This is a genomic window from Rhodococcus sp. 5A-K4, assembly GCF_046097995.1.
GTDB lineage: Bacteria > Actinomycetota > Actinomycetes > Mycobacteriales > Mycobacteriaceae > Rhodococcus_F > Rhodococcus_F erythropolis.
This window is the reverse complement of record NZ_JBJURM010000009.1, coordinates 1-18,924: the sequence shown is the minus strand read 5'-3', so window position 1 is coordinate 18,924 and position 18,924 is coordinate 1. Positions and strand designations below refer to the sequence as shown.

Annotated in this window: 17 protein-coding genes and 1 riboswitch; of the genes, 7 read left to right on the top strand and 10 right to left on the bottom strand. The window is 64.6% G+C overall.

Annotated elements, in window-relative coordinates; genetic code table 11:
- Window positions 1-21: 21 nt before the first annotated feature.
- Together ACKAMS_RS13915 and ACKAMS_RS13910 are read right to left on the bottom strand one after the other, a co-directional pair.
- Window positions 22-981 carry a cation diffusion facilitator family transporter gene (locus tag ACKAMS_RS13915; RefSeq protein ID WP_019747118.1) on the bottom strand — a complete coding sequence of 320 codons (960 nt, stop codon included), beginning with the start codon at window positions 979-981 and terminating at the stop codon, window positions 22-24.
- A gap of 10 nt (window positions 982-991) precedes the next feature.
- Complete coding sequence (locus ACKAMS_RS13910; protein ID WP_408989148.1) at window positions 992-1,930, bottom strand: alpha/beta hydrolase; 939 nt, start codon at window positions 1,928-1,930, stop codon at window positions 992-994.
- Window positions 1,931-1,982: 52 nt separating this feature from the next.
- Here ACKAMS_RS13910 and ACKAMS_RS13905 point away from each other — a divergent pair, with 52 nt between their 5' ends.
- From ACKAMS_RS13905 to ACKAMS_RS13885, 5 genes are all read left to right on the top strand, one after another.
- Window positions 1,983-2,591, top strand: coding sequence for a TetR/AcrR family transcriptional regulator (locus tag ACKAMS_RS13905; protein ID WP_113682193.1), 609 nt, complete (start codon window positions 1,983-1,985; stop codon window positions 2,589-2,591).
- A gap of 16 nt (window positions 2,592-2,607) precedes the next feature.
- A riboswitch (cobalamin riboswitch) is annotated at window positions 2,608-2,745 on the top strand.
- 115 nt (window positions 2,746-2,860) lie between these two features.
- Window positions 2,861-3,868, top strand: a complete 1,008-nt coding sequence (locus tag ACKAMS_RS13900; RefSeq protein ID WP_408989192.1) for a FecCD family ABC transporter permease — start codon at window positions 2,861-2,863, stop codon at window positions 3,866-3,868.
- Complete coding sequence (locus ACKAMS_RS13895; RefSeq protein ID WP_172932321.1) at window positions 3,865-4,683, top strand: ABC transporter ATP-binding protein; 819 nt, start codon at window positions 3,865-3,867, stop codon at window positions 4,681-4,683. The genes ACKAMS_RS13900 and ACKAMS_RS13895 overlap by 4 nt, the downstream gene beginning before the upstream one ends.
- On the top strand, window positions 4,680-5,741 hold the full coding sequence (locus ACKAMS_RS13890) for an ABC transporter substrate-binding protein (RefSeq protein ID WP_172932322.1): 1,062 nt from the start codon (window positions 4,680-4,682) through the stop codon (window positions 5,739-5,741). The genes ACKAMS_RS13895 and ACKAMS_RS13890 overlap by 4 nt, the downstream gene beginning before the upstream one ends.
- A complete protein-coding gene (locus tag ACKAMS_RS13885) occupies window positions 5,738-6,439 on the top strand; it encodes a (2Fe-2S) ferredoxin domain-containing protein (RefSeq protein WP_205907500.1) in 702 nt (233 codons plus the stop codon). Before ACKAMS_RS13890 ends, ACKAMS_RS13885 begins: the two co-directional genes overlap by 4 nt.
- Before the next feature lie 330 nt (window positions 6,440-6,769).
- On the opposite strand, the gene ACKAMS_RS13880 is transcribed toward ACKAMS_RS13885, so the two are convergent.
- The 5 genes from ACKAMS_RS13880 to ACKAMS_RS13860 all read right to left on the bottom strand — a co-directional run bounded on the left by ACKAMS_RS13880 (window position 6,770) and on the right by ACKAMS_RS13860 (window position 12,380).
- Window positions 6,770-8,215 carry an aldehyde dehydrogenase gene (locus ACKAMS_RS13880; RefSeq protein ID WP_003945530.1) on the bottom strand — a complete coding sequence of 482 codons (1,446 nt, stop codon included), beginning with the start codon at window positions 8,213-8,215 and terminating at the stop codon, window positions 6,770-6,772.
- 4 nt (window positions 8,216-8,219) lie between these two features.
- Complete coding sequence (locus tag ACKAMS_RS13875) at window positions 8,220-9,389, bottom strand: hypothetical protein (RefSeq protein ID WP_021333147.1); 1,170 nt, start codon at window positions 9,387-9,389, stop codon at window positions 8,220-8,222.
- Between the two features lies 1 nt (window position 9,390).
- Window positions 9,391-10,578: a phosphotransferase family protein gene (locus ACKAMS_RS13870; RefSeq protein ID WP_408989147.1), complete on the bottom strand. Its 1,188-nt coding sequence runs from the start codon at window positions 10,576-10,578 to the stop codon at window positions 9,391-9,393.
- A gap of 139 nt (window positions 10,579-10,717) precedes the next feature.
- Entirely contained in the window at window positions 10,718-11,605 is an 888-nt protein-coding gene (locus ACKAMS_RS13865; RefSeq protein ID WP_269577664.1) for an ROK family protein, read from the bottom strand.
- Window positions 11,606-11,609: 4 nt separating this feature from the next.
- Window positions 11,610-12,380: a bifunctional 2-polyprenyl-6-hydroxyphenol methylase/3-demethylubiquinol 3-O-methyltransferase UbiG gene (locus ACKAMS_RS13860; protein WP_003945692.1), complete on the bottom strand. Its 771-nt coding sequence runs from the start codon at window positions 12,378-12,380 to the stop codon at window positions 11,610-11,612.
- Between the two features lie 173 nt (window positions 12,381-12,553).
- Between ACKAMS_RS13860 and ACKAMS_RS13855 the strand changes: the two genes are divergently transcribed.
- Window positions 12,554-13,768 (top strand): glycosyltransferase family 4 protein, encoded by a 1,215-nt coding sequence (locus tag ACKAMS_RS13855; protein WP_408989146.1) that lies wholly within the window; start codon window positions 12,554-12,556, stop codon window positions 13,766-13,768.
- Here ACKAMS_RS13855 and ACKAMS_RS13850 read toward each other — a convergent pair.
- On the bottom strand, window positions 13,715-15,454 hold the full coding sequence (locus ACKAMS_RS13850) for a hypothetical protein (RefSeq protein WP_400822708.1): 1,740 nt from the start codon (window positions 15,452-15,454) through the stop codon (window positions 13,715-13,717). The genes ACKAMS_RS13855 and ACKAMS_RS13850 overlap by 54 nt on opposite strands.
- Before the next feature lie 33 nt (window positions 15,455-15,487).
- On the opposite strand from ACKAMS_RS13850, the gene ACKAMS_RS13845 reads away from it, so the two are divergent.
- Window positions 15,488-16,714, top strand: a complete 1,227-nt coding sequence (locus ACKAMS_RS13845; RefSeq protein WP_408989145.1) for a lipopolysaccharide biosynthesis protein — start codon at window positions 15,488-15,490, stop codon at window positions 16,712-16,714.
- Here the strand turns inward: ACKAMS_RS13845 and ACKAMS_RS13840 are convergent.
- Both ACKAMS_RS13840 and ACKAMS_RS13835 read right to left on the bottom strand, forming a co-directional pair.
- Window positions 16,695-17,651, bottom strand: coding sequence for an ABC transporter substrate-binding protein (locus tag ACKAMS_RS13840; RefSeq protein ID WP_408989144.1), 957 nt, complete (start codon window positions 17,649-17,651; stop codon window positions 16,695-16,697). The two genes, ACKAMS_RS13845 and ACKAMS_RS13840, sit on opposite strands and share 20 nt — an antisense overlap.
- 169 nt (window positions 17,652-17,820) lie before the next feature.
- A partial coding sequence (locus ACKAMS_RS13835) for a DUF3068 domain-containing protein (protein ID WP_408989143.1) occupies window positions 17,821-18,924 on the bottom strand: 1,104 nt, incomplete at its 5' end.

The window sequence follows — 18,924 nt, the reverse complement described above, 5'->3', positions numbered from 1 at the left end:
GCCTATCGCCCGGCCGGAAGTTCAGACTGCGATCGACGGTTCTTCGGGCGTCGAGAGGGTCAGGATCGCCCGCACGACGCGTGGACTCTGCTCGAGTGAGCGTTCGAGTTCGCGCAACGTGTGGGCCACTCGGGATTCCGCGTAGTCACCGACCAGATCGACGCTGGCCACCAGGTACACCTGCCGTGGCCCGAGGTATTCCATGCGTAGGAACGTGATTCGGTTGATTTCGGGTAGTTGGGTGAGAGCTTCGACGGCTGCTGCCCGCAGCGTCGGTGAGGCCTCTTCGCCGACCAGGAATCGGCGGTTGCGATCGATCAGGATGATCGCGATGACTCCGAGAAGTATGCCGACGAAGATGGAGCCGAGGGCGTCGGGGATCGGTGAACCGGTGATCTGGTGCAGTAGGACGCCGACGAATGCGATGACCAAACCGATCAGTGCCGCAGCATCTTCGGCGAACACGGCCCGGGTCGTCGGGTCGGACGTGTTGAGCGCCTGGGCCATGACGTCACGGTTCACGGCGGACGCTTCGGTTCGGAGTTGCTTGTACGCCTGCCGGAACGAGATGCCTTCGAGGATGAACGAGACGCCGAGGACTGCGTAGGCGACACCGAAGTCGGTGGCCGGTTCGGAATGGAACAGTTCCTGGATGCCGTGGGTGATCGACACACCTGCACCGAGCGCGAAGAGTCCGAGGGCGGCGAACATCGACCAGATGTAGGCCTCCCGGCCGTACCCGAGTGGCTGGTCTCGGTCGGGAACCCTTTTCGAGCGGCGGTTCGCGATCAGCAGCAGCACTTCGTTGCCGGTATCGGCCCAGGAGTGGGTGGCCTCGGCGACCATCGATGCAGATCCGGTGACGATGGCGGCCGCCGTCTTGGCCCCGGCGATCAGCGCGTTAGCCGCAAACGCCAGTACGACTGTCGTGGTGCTCTCGTCGCCGTTTCCCGTCGGCTCGGCCTTGGGTTCGATGCTCACGAACTTCAGGCTAGGCGGGTGGCGACGGTTTCGTGCGGTGACGCTCGGCGACGGAGCGCAGCAGTGTGTCGACGGCGTCGTGGAACTGCGTCAGGCCCGGCTCTTCGACGGGAAAGTGCCCGCTCCCGTCCAGCATCACGAATTCGGTGGGTGCGTTGATGCGGCGGAGGGACTGCAAGCTCAGTTCGGGTGGCGTCCATCGGTCGGCGGCCGGGTGGGTGAGCAGAACGGGCGTCGTCCGAAATGCTTCGGGTGCGGTGTGCTCGAACGAGAAGTAGCTGCTGAGGAATCCGAGTGGCACCCGAACACCGCCACCGCGCGGATCGGTTGCGCACAGCGTCGCGAGTTCACGGTTGCTGCTCATGTTCGCGACGTCGGCGACCCAACGGATGGGCACGCGGATACGGCCCACCAGTCGTTCGGTGCGGCGCATCAGGGGAGCGCCGTAGACACCCATCGGGCCGAACCGCGCCGCGGCAGCTCTGGCCGACGGATTCGAGGGATCGAGCAGGCAGGTAGCGACGACGGCGTCGGCCAGACCGGTCCGCGCGGCTACCTCGTAGGCCAGCAGACCGCCGATGCTGGCGCCCAACAACACCAGCGGCCGATCGTCGGCTGCCTTCTCGGCCCGGACGAGATCGCAGAGGAGATCGACCCACTGCTCGTACCGGACGCCGGCGGGATCGGCTACGACGGTGTCGCCGTACAGCGGAAGATCGGGGAAGAGGACTTCGGCTCCGAGTTTCACGCCGATCCCGGCGAACGGCCACAACGCGCCCGAGTAGCCGCCGGCGCCGTGGATGCCGAGAACACGAACCGGTGCGTCTGGAGCCACTGCCCGTGCGACGTGGACGGTGTTGCCGTTCCACTCCCACCACGTCGGGGTCGGCGCCGGCATGTGGTCGGTGTACCGGTCGGGCATAAACTTCGAGTAATCGGCGCTGGTCACCTACACAATTCTCGGTATCGGCGCCGCGGCTGACAACTCGCATCGGAGGACCGTGTCGACTCGGCGGAAAAGGCCCTCCCAGCAGCGGTCGAGGGCTACCTACGACGCGATCCTGGAGGCAGCTACTCGCGTTTTCGCTTCGGAAGCCATGGCAGCGACCACCAACCGGATCGCTGACGAAGCAGGGGTGTCGGTGGGCTCGCTCTACCAGTATTTCAGCGACAAGTACGAGATCCTTGCGGAGTTGGCGAACCGTCACGTGAGTGCTGCGCGGGAGAGTTTTGCGCTCTGCCTTGCCGACATCGTCGAGCGCGAACTCTCCCTGGACGAGGCCGTGAGAATGTTGGTGGAGTGCGCGGTCGAAGTGAACAGTAAGCCGCGAGAGTTCTTTCACCTGCTCTACGATCAGGTTCCACGTACGCGTGAGCTCATCGAGCAGGTCGAAGGAATGAATCGGCAACTGGTACTGGGTTTTTCGGAGTACCTCCAGAGCTACGGTTTCAGTGCGGAGGATGCGTTGTTGACGTCGCGGCTGACCGTGACTGCCGTGGACAGTCAGGTGCATCGGGTTGTGCTGGAATCGGATTCACCCGAAGAACTTCGAGTGCGAACGGAAGCCGTCGTGCGGCAGGCGAGATCGATGATCGCGTCGGAATCCTGATCCGGTGTGCGGAATGGTGACCACAGTCCGTTATGGTTCTGACGTCATCATCGAGGTAATGGGAAGTCGGTGCAATTCCGGCGCGGTCCCGCCACTGTGAGGTCGTCCATGCGTCGACCGTAGCCAGATACCACCCTCGTTGACGTTGTGTCATGCCACGAGGATGGATCGGTCACACCATGAATGCTGTTGGCGGAGCTCTGTCTCCACCTACCCACCTGCCTTCGCCGAAGGCTGGTGCGCCTCGAGGACGGCTCAGTCCGGGTATCGTGCTGCCCGCTCTGCTGGTCGTCACCGTGCTCTCTGCTGTGTGCGCGTTGGCATTCGGATCCGAGATGCTCCCCGTGTCCACTGTGGTGGACGTGGTGCACTCGCGCTTCGGAGGCCCACCCGTCACGCGTTCCGAACTTGCGATCGTGTGGGGGATCAGAGCACCGGGGGTACTGCTCGGTCTGGCCGTCGGCGCTGGTCTTGCCGTCGCCGGCGCGGTGGTGCAAACCCTCGTCCGTAACGCTCTTGCCGATCCCCACCTGCTGGGAGTGTCGTCCGGCGCGAGTGTCGGTGCCACCGCCGTCATCACCACCGGACTGTTCGCCGGCGCGGGAGTGTGGGCGCTCAGTTTCGGCGCGATGATCGGGGCGTTGGGAGCTGCGATTCTCGTCTTCACCATCGCGACGCTGCAAGGCGGTATCACTCCACTGCGATTGGTTCTGACCGGCACCGTTACCGCATCCGCCCTGTCGGCGATCGCGAGTTTTCTGGTGCTGCGTACCAATGATTCCCAGGCCGCGCAGTCCGTATTGTTCTGGCTCCTGGGAAGTTTGGCCGGGGCATCCTGGGACAAGTTGTGGGCGCCGGTCATCGTTGTGTTCCTGCTGACGGCAGCGGTGTTCGCCCTGCACGGTTGGCTGGATGCGCTGGCGGCCGGACCGGACGTCGCGGCTTCGCTCGGTATTCCCATCCGAACCCTGCGAAACGTGCTGTTCGGCGTGCTGGCAGCGTTGGTCGGCACGATGGTTGCAGTGTCCGGCGCGATTGCCTTCGTAGGCTTGGTCATACCGCACGTCACACGCATGCTCGTCGGAGCCAGACATCGAGTGGTGTTGCCGGCGGCAGCGCTGATCGGCGCGTCGTTCCTGGTGTGGGTCGACGTCGTGGCGCGGACCTCGTTGCGGCCGACCGAGATCCCGCTGAGCGTGGTGACCGGGGTGATCGGTGCCCCGCTGTTTCTCCTGCTTCTCGGCCGTCGGCGCTACCGATTCGGTGGCAGTTCGTGAGCGCCCGCGCCCTGGCGCTGACCGCGTCCGGAGTCGTTGTCCACATCGACCGCCGAACCGTCGTCAAGGGCGTCGACATCGCGGCGGACGCCGGTGCAGTAGTCGGCGTCGTCGGTCCGAACGGATCGGGCAAGTCGACTTTGTTGCGTGCGCTTGCCGGTCTCGGACCGATCGCCGACGGTGACGTACGCGTCGGCGGCGAGTCCGTGCACGCGATGTCCGCGCGTTCGCGGGCCAAAGCCATTTCTTTTGTGGCGCAGGAAGAGCAGAGTCCCGCCGATTTGTTGGTTCACGAGTACGTGACTCTGGGGCGCACGCCACATGCAAAGCCCTGGAGTGTCGGCGGAAAGCTCGAGAATGCCGTCGTTGATCGTGCTCTGGGCGAGGTCGGAATGATCGAGCACCGGTTCTCTTCGATGGACACGCTTTCCGGCGGCGAGCGTCGGCGGGTATTTCTCGCCCGAGGTCTCGCGCAGGATGCCGGCGTGCTCATCCTCGACGAGCCGACCAATCATCTCGACATCCGGCATCAACTCGAACTGCTCGATCTGGTCCGGTCGTTGGACCGGACGGTCATCATGGCACTGCACGACCTCGATTTGGCTGCGGCAGTGTGCGATCGGGTGCTCGTGCTCGCGGATGGAGTTGCCAGGGCGTTCGGACATCCATCCGACGTACTCACCACCTCGGTGGTGGCAACTGTCTTCGGCGTCGAGACTTTCGAGCTCGTGAACCCCGCGACAGGCCGTTCACACCTCGTATTCGAATCACGAAATTCTCAACTACAACAATCATTTTCGGAGAGTGCACTTTGATACATGTCAAGACTCGAGCGTCGTTCGGTGCGGTTGTAGCCGCGACAGCGTTGTTGACAGTTGCCGGCTGCTCGGCAACCGCGCCCGTCGACGAAGCTGCAGACAAGACTTCGGTGACATTGGAGAACTGCGGGACCGAAAGCACTTTCCAGCTTCCGATCGAGAACGTCGTTGCGACAAGCAATGCGGCCAATATCGGCACCATTCTCCGAGTCGGCGGTTTGGATCGTCTCGCGGCCGTCGTGTTGAACACGAACAACGACGCGATCATGGAGTCGATGTTCGGCCCTGGAATTGCGGACGTCCCACACCTGGACGGAACGATCACGATGGAGACGATTCTGGGTAAGCAGGCGGACCTGGTGGTCGGCTCCTACAGTGGCTTGTTCAAGGGAGCCTCCGGTGTGACGCCGGAATCGCTGCAGAGCAACAACATCGATGCATATGTGATTTCCGATAGTTGTAGGCAGAGTGCCGCAGCGGATTCCGCGCTCGGCACGATGGGTCCGTGGGATGCCCTTCGTGCGGACGTGACCAATTACGGAAAGCTGTTCGGAACCGAGGACACTGCCGCCGAGGCACTGAACGAATTGGATTCACGTTTGGCACGTCTGGAGTCCGCGCCAGATGCCGCCGACAAGCCGAAGGTCTTGATCTACGACAGCGGTGAAGAAGATCTGTACACCAGCGGAGGCAACGGAGCCCCCAACGGAATCGTCGACGTCGCCGGGGGAACCAACGTGTTCGCCGACGTCGACAACACCTGGTTCAAAGCGAGCTGGGAGACCGTCGCGAAGTCAGAACCCGACGTCATCGTGATCATGGACTACAAGAAGAGCGCTGACGAAGTACAGGGCAAGATCGACGCGATCAAGAGCCGAGAAGGCCTACGCGATCTCGATGCCGTCAAGCAGAACCGCTTCGTCGTACTCCCGCTCGCCATGTTCACCAGCGGATTCCCCAACGTCTACGGCGCGGAAGAGCTGCGCGCGAAGATCGAAGAGTTCGGACTCGCTCCGTCGAGCGGGATCGACTGGACAACCGCGCCGTCGGCATGAGTGTCGACAGTGGTTCGCATCGGGTGATCGTCGTACTGCGGCCGACCGTCAGCGGCCTCGACGAGTCGGCCGCGCGACGGATGTTCGACGCTGTTCGGGCCGGCACCGACGCCGACGTTCGTATTGCGTACCTCGATGTCGCGTCGCCGAGCCTTCACGAGGAACTCGATCGAGCGCATACCGATGACGTGGGCAAGGTCGTGTTGATTCCAGTTGCGGTGCCGAGGGATCGGTACCTGCTCACGTGGACCAGCAAGGCTGTTGCGAACTGGCGCGAAACCCGGATCGGTGCCGAACTGGAAGTCTCGCTCCACGAATCGGAAACGCTCGAAGGTGCCGTGGCCGCGCAAGTGATCGATGAACTCGGCGCGGCCGGAAAGCCGATCACTGCCAGTCCGGCGTCGTATCGCAGTCCGGCTTGGTCGGTGATCGAGCAGCACGATACACATCTGTTGGTGTGCAAGGGGCCCCGCTGCATGGCGTACGGAGCAGGGCCTCTCCACCGGGCCATGAGTGCGGCGGCCAAAGGCACTTCGGCAAAGGTGACGGGAACCGGTTGTCTGAGCCCGTGCAACCTGGGCCCGTTGGTGATCGCGAACCCCGGTGGCACCTGGTTCGGTCATGTGGACGCCGGTGACGCTGAAGCATTGGTCGTAGGTCAGGAGAATCAATTGGTGGATCACGTTCTGGACCGGTAGATACAGGTCGGCGAAACAGAGAACCCGCTGAGCGCGAAGTGCGCTCAGCGGGTTCTGTTGTCCTGTCTCAGGAACCGAAGGGAAGGGTTCCCGGCGGGATCTGGTATCCACTGCTGCCGACGGAGGCGCTGCCCCAGAGTGCGAGGAAAGCGTTGATGGCGTTGGTGAGCATATGAATGTCCTTTGTGAGATGACTGATTCGTTTTCGACGGTACCGGGTGGATCTGTGGATTCGCTGGGAGTTGGCACCCATTTCATGGGGCTGGCACCCGTTCCGGCAGGTCGGAACGGGTGCCAACTGTCAGCAAAGGGTGCCAACTCCCGGGTGGGTCAGCCCACGTAGCCGGGCGGCATGAGTACGGACTTGGTCTCGCAGAAGGCTTCGAGGCCCTCAGGTCCGTTCTCGCGCCCGATACCGGAGTTCTTGTAACCACCGAACGGTGATCCGGGATCGAAGGCGTACCAGTTGATCGCGTAGGTACCCGTGCGGATCTGCGCGGCAACTTCGAGTCCGTGATCGATGTCGGTGGTCCAGACTGATCCGGCGAGGCCGTAATCCGAATCGTTGGCGATCTTGATGGCCTCGTCCTCGGAGTCGTACGGGATCACCGAGAGAACGGGTCCGAAGATCTCCTCGCGTGCGATGGTCATCGAGTTGTCCACGTCGGCGAAGATCGTCGGCTCGACGTACCAGCCCTTGTCCAGGCCGGCGGGACGTCCACCACCGAGTACGACGCGCGCGCCTTCTTCCTTGCCCTTGGCGATGTAGCCCTCGACGCGCTCGCGCTGCTTCTCGGAGATCAGCGGGCCGAGTTGTGCTGCGGGATCGGACGGATCGCCGACGGTCATGAAGCCTGCCGCGGTCTTCATTCCCTCGATGACCTCGTCGTAACGCGAACGGGGAGCGAGGATTCGGGTCTGAGCGACACAGGCCTGGCCGGTGTTCATCAGGCCGGACATGACGAGCATCGGCATTCCGGCGGCGATGTCGGCATCCTCGAGGATGATCGCGGCGGACTTGCCACCCAGTTCGAGGGAGCAGCGCTTGAGGTTCTGCGCGGCGATGGCACCGATCTTGCGACCGACGGCACTGGATCCGGTGAACGTGATCTTGTCGATGCCCGCATGAGAGACCAGGTATTCGCCGGTCTCGGCTCCGCCGGGGAGCACGGAGATGACGCCTTCGGGAACGCCTGCCTCGGTGAAGATCTCGGCGATCACGTGGACGGAGAGAGGGGATTCGGGTGCGGGCTTGAGCAGTACGGTGCAGCCGGCGAGCAGCGCGGGGGCCAGCTTGTTGATCGCCAGGAACAGCGGGACGTTCCAGGCCAGCACGGCGGCGACGACGCCGACGGGCTCACGGGTCACCTTGGTCTGCCCGAACGCACCGGTGCGCTTCTCTTCCCACGCGAACTTGTCGGCCAGCTCGGCGTAGTAGCCCAGCGTCGCCATCGACGGGGTCTGCTGCATCATGCCGACCATGGCGGGCGGCTGGCCCATCTCGTTGGAGATGAGCTGGTTGATTTCCGCGCTGCGCTCTTCGATCAGCTTGGCGGCCTTGGCGAGGATCGCGCCGCGCTCGGCGGGGGTGGTGCGTGACCACGGTCCCTCGAACGCCGCGCGGGCTGCGGACACGGCCGCGTCGATGTCTGCCGGTGCTGCGATGGGACAGCTGCCGACGCGCTCCTCCGTTGCGGGAGAGAACACTTCGAGTACCTGGTCGGTGGCCGGGGCCACCCATGCTCCACCGATGTAGAGCTTGTCGTAGTCAGTCATCAATTCATTCCTCGGTGTTGTCGGTCGCCGCGAGGGCATACGCGTCGTCTGCCTGTGCGGTGTCGGTGAAACTGGTGAATCCGTATTTCTCGTGCGGTCCGATGGCGGCTACCTCGAAAAGACCGGTGCCGGTGTTGGTGTTCGTGCCTTCGGTGAGCGTGAAGGACGCGAGGTTGTCGACGGGGGAGAACATGCGTTGGAACGGTTCGATCTCGTGGACCTTGTGGCGGAGCCCCTGTACGACGAGTTCGCCCTGCCACATTCCGTGACGCCAGTCCTGTTCGAGCCCGTAGCCGGTGCCGATTCCGATGTAGTTGGCCAGCAACAGTTCGCAGGTGACGGTGAGGACTTCACCGCCTGGCCGGTGGAAGGTGATGGTCGCTCCGGTGACGTCGCGGGTGTCGGGGCAGAACGTCAGCTCGTGTTCGGGTCGGCCGAGCCATTCGTTGTCCCTGGCTTCGTCCGGCCACACTCGCATGGCTTCTTCGACGATGCGCCTGCCCTGCTCGTCTTCCTGCATGATCACCGAGATCGTGAACTCGTCGAACTGCATGACCGCGTAGATCCAGAAGAAGTTCTGGATTCCGTCGACGGCGCGTCTGCCTTGCGGTTCGGCTTCACCGACCGGACGCACACCCCACGAGCGGTCGCGGTTACCTCGCCACGTCTTCGGGTCGATCGCGAAGTCCTCCCCGTCGACGGTGAGCGATCCGGTCCACGTGCCGGTCTGCAGGAAGCGTGAGGTGTCGAACGTGACTCGTTCGAGTTGACGGCGAAAGTGCTTGGGCTCGAGCGCCGCGGGGATGGTGGCATCGAAGGTGATGTCGAAGGAGAGATCGTATTCGCTGCCCGGTTCGAGTACGACGCGGAGCTTCTGCAGCCCTTCGAGCACTTCGACGCGCAGAGGTCCGACGGTGGTGTCGGTACGGTCGGCACCCAGCGCCTTCGACATGCGAGCAACGATGTGGTCGTCACCGCGGCGAAGGACAGCGAATGCGTCCATGACGCCGAGGTTGGGGTACTGGCCGAGTCCGACGATGAGGAACACGTCGGGGGATTCGGTGGGGTAGCAGTTGAAGTAGTAGCGGTCGTAGAAGTTTCGATCCGAGGTGGCTACGTGACGGATCGGTTCGGCGATCTGGTGAACGGGATAGTCGTCCATCGGTGAGAGCATGTCAGGCCAACCTCTCCCAGTAGGTGCCGTCGAGCATCGCGGCGAGCGAAGCGCGGTGCATGATCATGTCGTCGGGGTCTTCGGGTCGCTGTGACTGGCCGAAAGCTATGGCGCGGGCCTGGATTCGCCACATGATGACCGCCTGACGCAGTGCGGCATAGGTAACGTAGAACTCCAGATCGTGTGGGGTGTGGCCGGTGATCTCGGCGTAGGTGTGCGCGAGATCCGGCAGTCGAAGGAAGTCGGGAAGGCCGGGTAGGTTCGCCAACCCGGCGATGTCCTCGAAGAACCTGTGCAGGAATGCCATCCAGCCCAGATCCATCTCTCGCGGGCCGAGAGTTGCCATTTCCCAGTCGAGTACGGCTACCGGCGCGAAGTCCTGGTACATGACGTTGCCGATGCGCGAGTCGCCCCAACAGAGCACCGCCGGAGAATCGTCCGCGGGATTGTTCTCCTCGATCCAGTCGAGGGCACGTTCGATGAGCGGTGATCTGATGCCGTCGGAGACCACCCACTCGTAGTACGCGCGCTGCTCGGCGATGTGCGCCGTGAATGCGTCTCGTGCAGTCGTTCCCGAATTCGGGAGTCGGAGGAAGTCGAAACGCTCGCACGGCTTGTCGATGGCGTGCAATTGAGCCAGGACGTCGACCGAGCTGCGCTGGAGGGTTTTTCGCTGGTCGGGGGACGCTTCGGTGACCCACGATCCGAAGTTGTACGGCATGACGTCTGGCGGCACGTCGCCGGAGATTCGTTCCATCACGAAGAACGGCGCACCCAACGCGTCCGGGTCGGATTCTGACCAGTACACCGCGGGTACGGGCACCGCCGAGTGCTCGCGCACCTGAGCCATGGTGCGGAACTGGGATCCGAGGTCGTAGGCAGGAAAGACCGGCATGGTCGATTCCGTCGGTGCCACCCGAGCGACCAAGGGATGATGATCGCCGTCCCAGGTGGCGTCGAAGAGGATGGTTTCGCTGGACATGCCGTTGGCTGCGGGCAAGGTGACGTCGGCGACGGTCACAGTGGATCCGCTCGGCACCTTGCCGGCCATCCACCGTTCCAGGCGCTCACGGAGGTCTTCGGTGTCGCGGAGGGAATCGCTCGGTCGGGCGACCTGGGCGTGATGCTCGGTTTCATCGGTCGAAGAAGCAGTCGAGGCAACGTCAGATGAGGAAGCGTCTGGGCTCACGGTCACCTCCTTCCCGTAGGCGTCACGTGCAATGCCCGTAACGGTGTGAGTCAGAACACTAAAACACGTTACAGAAATTGGGAACAGGTGGCACCCGTTTAGTGGGACTCCCTGCGGATTTATCGGGGAAGAACGCGTGTCAGATAACGGCGGTGAGCGCGAGCAAGCCCGCACCGGTCAGAGTTCCGGCGCCACCCAGCTCGGCGGGAACGATCCGGAGCCCGGCGATGAACGACAAACGGGCATGTCGGGCAGCCGCGTCGAGCATCGGTTCCCACAGCGGTGCACCCGACTGGGCGAAACCGCCGCCGATCACCGCGAGGTCCACGTCCAGGAGGGCAGCCGCCGAGGCGATGGCACCACCGAGCGCCGTGCCTGCGCGGTGGAGCGCGTCCACGGCGATCGCGTCGCCGCTGCGTGCACCCTCGGCTAGTTCACGGCCGGTGTTTCCCGACCAGCTCTGGCTACGAGCCCATCGCACCGCGGACGGTCCACTGGCCACCGTCTCGAGGCAGCCGACGCCCCCGCAGCTGCACGGTTCGGAAGATCCTGGAACGACGAGGTGGCCGATGTGACCGGCGTTCCCCGTGCGACCCCGAGCAATCTCACCGCCGAGGACGATTCCTCCGCCGATTCCCGTCGAGACGACCAGGCTCAGGAGGTTCGGGGTTCCGCGTCCGGCGCCGTGGTGGAACTCCGCCAATGCCGCTGCGGCTCCGTCCATGGCGAGGGCGGTTCCGGCATCGGGAAAGACGCTGCGGACGCCCGCTACGAGCTCGAATCCCTGTGCCCACTCGGTGATGTTGATGGGGGCGACGACGCCGGCGACGGTGTCCACCGGCCCGGCGCAAGCGATGCCCACACCGTCGACGTCGCGGCCGTCTGCGACTCGTTCGAGCAGCGCCGCACACGCTCCCCACGGGTCGGTCTGCGGCGTCGGCACACTGTCGAACACGGGAACACGGCCGTCCTCGGACACGACGCCGGCCGCCATCTTGGTGCCACCGATGTCGAGTGCGAGGCGCATGTCGCTATCGCTTTTCGAGAACCACGACGAGGTTGCTCACCAGGAACTCCCGAAGACCGGGGACTCGGACCATCCACCACGCCCACGATGGGTGGTAGCGCGGGATCGCGGCGAGCAACGTGCCCTGGCTGGTTCCACGGGCCCAGCGTAGGCCGTCGGTGGCGCCGACTTTGAACAACGACACCCCGAATCTGTTCTTCGGTTCGCGTCCGGTCTTGCGGAGGTACCGCTTGGCTGCGTACTCGCCCCCCAGCGCGTGCCACGGTCCGGTTTCGTGGCCGCCGAACGGACCCCACCACAGGGTGTACGAGAGAACCATCAAGCCGCCGGGCTTGGTCACGCGCAGCATTTCCTCGGCCATCAGCCACGGCTCGCTGACGTGTTCGGCCACGTTGGAGGAGAAGCAGATGTCCACGGACGAGTCCAGGAACGGCAGTGCCAAACCGGATCCACGCACCGCGCCGCCCACGGTCAGACCCGCGGCGTGCATCTCCGACGGATCGGGTTCGACGGGAATGTAGCGGGCACCTGCGGCTTGAAAGACCTCCGCGAAATAGCCCGGACCACCGCCGACGTCGAGGACAGTGAGACCGTCGAGGGATCGTCCGGTGTGACCTTCGTGCAGGTCCGAGATCAACTCGACGGAGTCGCGCGCAAGCGCGCCGTAGAAGATGTCGGGCGCGGACTGCTCGTGGCGGAAGTCGCTGAGCAGGCCGAACGAGCGTTTCAGGGTTGCCCGTCGGCCGAAAATGCGGGTCACTGCGGGCTTGGTCACGGGTAGCAACTTTAGCCACTGGGTCGCCCGGTCCACGAACACCGTCAGGAGCGCGGCAATACGGACGCTCGAACAGTTAGGGTGTTCGGCAGGGTTACCGGCCGGTCAGGCGGGGCATCCCGCAGGATCGCCCGAACCGGGGTGGCCACCGACCGACTCAGGGAGTAACGCACGTGCGCGAGGTTCTGTTGCTCTGCTGGCGCGATACCGGGCATCCCCAGGGTGGTGGAAGCGAGCGTTACCTCGAGCAGGTCGGATCCCAGTTGGCCGAGCGCGGTATCAAGGTGACGCTGCGGACGGCGTCGTACCCCGGGGCGCCCGCGTCGGAGGTTCGAGACGGCATCACGATCAGCCGGGCCGGTGGACGTTTCAGCGTGTACCCCCGCGCTCTGGCCGCCATTGCCGCCGGACGTCTGGGTTTCGGATCGCTCAAGGGCATTCGCCCCGACGCGGTGATCGACACCCAGAACGGCATCCCCTTCTTCTCGAAGACCGTGGCGGGTGCGCCGGTCACGCTTCTGGTCCATCACTGCCATCGTGAACAATGGCCGGTGGCAGGCAAGCTCGTCGGCCGGATCGGCTGGTGGGTCGAATCGCGATTGTCACCGCGCACCCATCGACGTAGTCAGTATCTGACGGTGTCGCTTCCTTCGGCCGAAGAATTGGTGGACCTCGGTGTCGAGCGCGAACGAATTGCCGTGGTGCGCAACGGTGCCGATCGGCTCCCCGTCGGCGTCGACGCAGGTGGATCGATCACCAGGGCCGAGCGTCCCACCATCTCGGTTCTCTCACGACTGGTGCCGCACAAGCAGATCGAGGACGCACTCGAGGCAGTCGCAGCCCTGCGTCCGACGCTTCCGGACATCCATCTCGACGTCATCGGTGGTGGTTGGTGGGAGCAGAACCTGCGAGATCGCGCCGCCGAGTTGGGAATCGGTGACGCCGTCTCGTTCTACGGTCACGTCGACGAGGCTCGTAAACATGAACTCCTTGCGCAGTCGTGGATTCACCTCATGCCTTCGCGGAAGGAAGGGTGGGGCCTGGCGGTCATCGAGGCTGCGCAGCACGGCGTTCCGACGATCGGCTACCGCAGTTCCAAGGGCTTGACCGATTCGATCGTCGACGGAGTGACCGGGCTGTTGGTCGGCGGTGAGAACGCCGGCGACGGTGACATCGCTGATCTGACGCAGGCGGCAGGCACCCTGCTCCGCGACCACGAACTCCGCACGGTGCTCGGTGAGAAAGCTCGGGTGTGGTCGGGCGAGTTCTCCTGGGAGCAGACCGGCACCGGGGTGCTCGAGGTGCTGACCGCACACAAGGACGGTCGTTGGGCCTCAGGACTGGCCGCGCCTCGCGAGACGAATTCGGTTCTGGTTCAGTCCGACTGAGATCAGCGCGATCACGCCCATCAGTATCCAGGCGAGATGCGCAGCGATGACGGCAGTTCGGGCGCCGGTCGACGCTTCCTGCGCGGCAACATCTCCCGGTACCCGGTAGAGCTCGAGATCGTTGTCGGCAAAGACCTGTTCCAACCCGTCGAGTGTCGCTGCCGCCTTGCCGAGCTGGCCTGGTGTCTCACGCTCGATCAGTACCCATCCGACTCCGAGATCGGCCAACTGCGTAGGACTCCCGCCGGCAAGCAGCACATCCTCGACCTGGGTGGCCCGGGTTCCTTCACCGCCGACAGCACCACCGGCAACCACCAGTTGGCCGGTCTGCAGCACGTCGAGGGGTAGGAAGCGTGGTGCTGGATCGAGTACCGGCGCATCACCGCTGTAGGGGAAGGCGCGGAACATCCCGGCGGGAAGCACTGCAACGTCACCGGTTTCGTCTCGTAGTTGCTCGGCCACCACGGTCCAGGACCCGGGATAGTGCACGGGCTTCAACGCGCCGCCGACACCCCACACCAGATCCGGTAGCGCCACGATCGTCACCACGGCGGCGGCGATCGAGAATGTCGGGCGGGGAAGGGAGAACCGATTGCCCGCCCACATCACCGCGGCGGCGGCAGCGAGTGCGTAGAACGGTACGGCCAGCGCGACCCACTTCTGGGCGTCACGCAGTAGACCGGCGCCGGTGAACACCTCGACCGACCATCGGCCGACGTCGAGCCCCCACGGAGTAGCGCCCAGGGTCGGAGCGAGCACCGCGAACAGGGCCAGCGCGCCGAGTCCACTGACAACGGGGTTCCGGCGTCGGCGCCATAGAGCGGGCACACCGGCAAACACCACGACAAGCAGAAGAACTGTTCCGACCAACGCGAAGAGTGTTGTGCGCGTGGAAGGTACCGCTGCCGAGTTCCAGATACCGCCGAGCCCGGCGAGGCTGCCGAGCGTCGCGAGTCCCGGTTCTGCTCGGGCGGCAAAGGCGGCGACTCCCGCTGGATCGGAACCGTCGCCTGCTGCTCCGGATACGAAGGTGGCGACCAACCACGGCGAGGCGGCGACGAGGAACAGCCCGATAGCGCCGCAGACGCGCCGCATGGCCGAGGTTCGGCCTCCGGGGGTGGCAACCACCACCAGCGCGGCCGTCAGAGCGAGCAGAGCGCCGGTAGGTGTCAGGCCCGCGAATGCCAGTGACGCGGCCAACGCCCACCAGGACCCGGGCGTGGCTCGGCGAACTCCGATTCCGGCACACACGATCCACGGCAGTGCGGCATAACCGGTCAGCAGGCTCCAATGTCCTTGCAACAGGCGCTCGGCCACGTAGGGGTTCCAGAGCATCACCGTCGACGCGACCAGTTGTGGACCGAGACCGGCCGTCGGCAGCAGGACGGCGACCATGCGCGCCGCACCCCAACCGGCGAGCCAGAGCGCCACGAGCAGGATGAACTTGACCACCAGTCCGCCGTCGATCACGGTGCTCAACGCTGCGATCAGCGCGTCCTGGGGAACGGCGCGGGCTGCGGCGTCGGTGAGTCCGAGGGCGGAGTCGGTCAAGTACGAGCGCGGCGTGCTGACAGCGTCGCGCAGCAGGAGGTAGCCGGGGCCGAGCAGCGGTCCGAGGATCAACAGTGCCAGCGCCAGGCTGTACGCCGCAGGCAGGTAACGGCGGTATCCGGCTTGCACTGTCATGACGCGCACGATACGTGGTGCATCATTACTGCCATGCCTCGCCAACCACTCGATCGCGCCGCCGCGGCCGGGGTCGGCATGGTTTTGGTGGGATCGATGACGGCCAATGTCGCGTCGTACCTGTTGGCATGGTTGGCCAGCCGATGGTTGGGTCCGGTCGGCTACGGCGAGTTCGCGAGTCTGCTTGCCGCCCAGTTGGTACTTGCGGTTCCGGCTTTGGCGTTGCAGACGGTGGTCGCCCGCGAGGCGGTGCGTGGCAAGAGCACAGATGCGTTGCGGTCGTTGGGGTATCGATGCACCGCGATCGTCGCCGTCCTCGCGGTTGCGCTCGCTCCGGCGATGGCGTGGCTGCTCGACACCGGAATCGTGGCGTCGTTCTCGGCATTGGTGACCGCGCCCATGTTGGTTCTACTGGCAACGGAGCAGGGGTTGTTGCAGGGTCACGGTCGATTCGGCACTCTCAGTGCCGTGCTGGCCGGAGCCGGGGTGATGAAAGTCCTTCCGGCAGTAATCGTTCTGGCTTTCGGCGGCGGGGCAGGCGCGGCATTGGTCGCGGGCGCGGCCGGAACTGCGTTGCTGGTGGCGATAGTCCGAGTGGTCGACCGAACCGTCTCGGTGAGCGAGGACCGTGCGGTGCGGATCGGCGTCGTCTCCGTGCTCGCGGCGTCACAGGTCCAGCTCGCGCTGATCGCGTTGTCTTCGCTGGACCTGCTGATCGTCCGCGTCGTCCTCAGTGAGTACGACGCCGGTGTCTACGCACTCGGCGCCGTCGCGACGAAGGTGGCGTTCTGGCTGCCACAGGCAGTGGGCGTCGTGCTGTACCCGAAGATGGCGAATCCGGCGCACTCGGCGCAAGCGGTTCGCTCGGCGTTGGCGGTGCTCGTCGGTATCGGCGCCGTGTTGGTTCTGGGGGCGGCGGTTGCCGGCCCGCTGGTGCCGATGCTCGTGGGCGACGCGTACGCCGCCGTGGCTCCGATGCTGTGGGCCTTCGCCCTGCACGGTGCAGCGTTGGCGGTACTCCAGGGTGCCTTGCTGTCCGCAATCGCGTCAGAACGCACGCGAGTGGCCCTTCTGGCGTGGGCAGGACTGGTTGTGGAGGCGACGGTCATGCTGGTGTGGGCGAAGACGCCGGGAGAGTTGATCGGCGTCGCCGTGGTGGTTGCGTCGACAACGGCCTTGGCGGTGTCCATCGCCGCAGTGCGAAGTGCCGACCGCGCCCGGCCGGCACCTCACAGCGACGTCAGTTCTCCAGACGCGTGAACAAATCGTCGAAGTAGTCGAGCGTACGCATCGCGGTGTAGACGGATCCGTAGTTGATGTTCCCACCCGTGTAGACGACGTTGTCGCCTTGTACTGCGCGGATACGGTTCCACATCGCGCGGTCGTCGGTGACGGGATCCACGCCGGGCGCGGTGGTGACGATCATTCCGTCGGCCGAGTCGAGGGAAGTCACCAGATTTTCGGTAGAGATCTCCTTCTGTCCCTCGACCGGCCACTGGAGCTGGACGCCGAGGTCTTCGGCCACCTGCGTGGAGATGCCCTTTCGGTTGACGCCGTTGACCTTCTGATTCACGTAGTTAAGCAGCACGATCTGCTTGCTCGCCAAATTCCGGGCGTGGCGTTCCTTCAATCCGGCTGCCTTGTCCTCGTACGCTCCGATGACCTGACGGACTTCGGGGTTCTCGGTGCGATCCAGCCAACTCGCCAACTGATCGATGTTCTCGCGCCACGGACGGGTGAAGTCCATCGGAAGCACAGGAGCCGTCTGGCTCAACTGCTGCAGCGGCCACATGTCGGAGGCCTCACCGATGTCGGTGCAGATGATCAGGTCCGGTTCCAGCGCGAGAATTGCCTCGACGTTGACCGGTGCCTCGAACACCTGCGCCGTGGGATCGGCTGGAACCCACGGCTCGGCGGCGTCGAAGCTGTACGCGATGACCGGCAGGCCCATCGCAACGGCTGGTTCGAGGTCGAGTCGGGAGTCGATGGCGACGACGCGCTTCGGTGTCACCGGAATGTCGTAGGTTCCGAGCGAGGTCGTGACCGTGCGCATCCCGGACGCATCGCCCTCGGTACCGGCGGACCTTGCGCAACCGGCGGCGAACAGCCCGGAGAATGCAGCACTGCCGACAACAAATCTCCGACGTGTCAGATCGCTGACACAGATGTGCGAACCCAGAACTGTTGATGCGGGCATGTGACTCCTCGTGTTCGGGGTGGTGTGGACTCCCAGAAAACGCTAAGTCCGCGACCACGCGGAGGGAACGACCCGTTGCGCCAATCCGTACGCCGATCCGGCAACAAAGTCCCGAAATGCAGCAGAGCGCCCCTTCCGTGTGGAAGGGGCGCTCTGCTTACTGCCTGAATCAGTCCTTGCGCAGATCCGGACGCGGAATCACCTGAGTGTCGTCCGAGGTCCAGTCGTGCTCACCCGGAGCCGGCTCGGGCGAACCCTGGCCGCTGGGATTCTGGTTCGTTCCGCCGTGTGCAGCGCGGGCCGGAGTTCCGCCCTTGCCGCCGCGAAGGCCGAGGAAGATACCGGCGATCAGCGCGATGACGCCGAGCACACCTGCCACGATCGGGACGGTGCGGCCGAACAGCGAGAGCTTGTCCATGCCGTCACGCGCCTGCTGGACCTGGTACTCGATGGTCGCCTCGTCGAAGGGCAGCGTGACCTTGAGAACCTCGACGTCGACGGCATCCTTGTTGCGGCCGTAGTACTGGTGCAACTGCTCCTGGCCCTTGACGACGACACCGGTCTTGGGCTCGACCCACAGGTCACGGACGTTGGTGTACCAACGCGTCATCGTGATCGGGGTTGCGCCGCCGGGAACGCCCCAGGTGTCAGCGGGAAGGCTCAGCTTGTTGGTGGGGGAGTTGACGACCTTCGACAGGTCGACGGGATCGATCGTCTGCTGGAAGTGGTACACCTTCAGACCGTTGATCTCGGTCTCTTCGACGAAGTCGATGTCCTTCGTGGCGCGAGCGTTCAGGTCGAAGTAGGGGTAGCTCTTCTGTTCCGTGTTGAACGGGAACTTGTACTGCAGACCGTCGCGGGAAACTTCTTCGGCGGGCTGGTCGCTGGACGTCTGGACGGTTCCGACCGGATCGTTGGTCGGCATCGAGCTGACGCGATCGAGCGTGACGCGGTCCAGGGTTGCGGTCAGCAGTCCGGTATCGCCCTGCTTGTCGGTACGACGGACGGTCTGGCCGGCTTCGACGGTGATGATGTCGGCGTCGGACGGGTCCTGCGTGGTGACGTAGCGCTGAGCGACGATCGGCACGTTGGTGTCGACCTGTGCCTTTCCGCCGAGGAGGGCCGCCGAGTTGAGGACGCTACCGGTGCCTGTGGCGACGGTGGTCACCTCGAGGTCGAGTGGCGTCTTCTCCAGCTTGCCTACCGTGTAGGTAGGACTGAGGATGGCGATGGCCAAAAGGAAGGCACCGAGGCCCACCAGAATGCAAGGAAG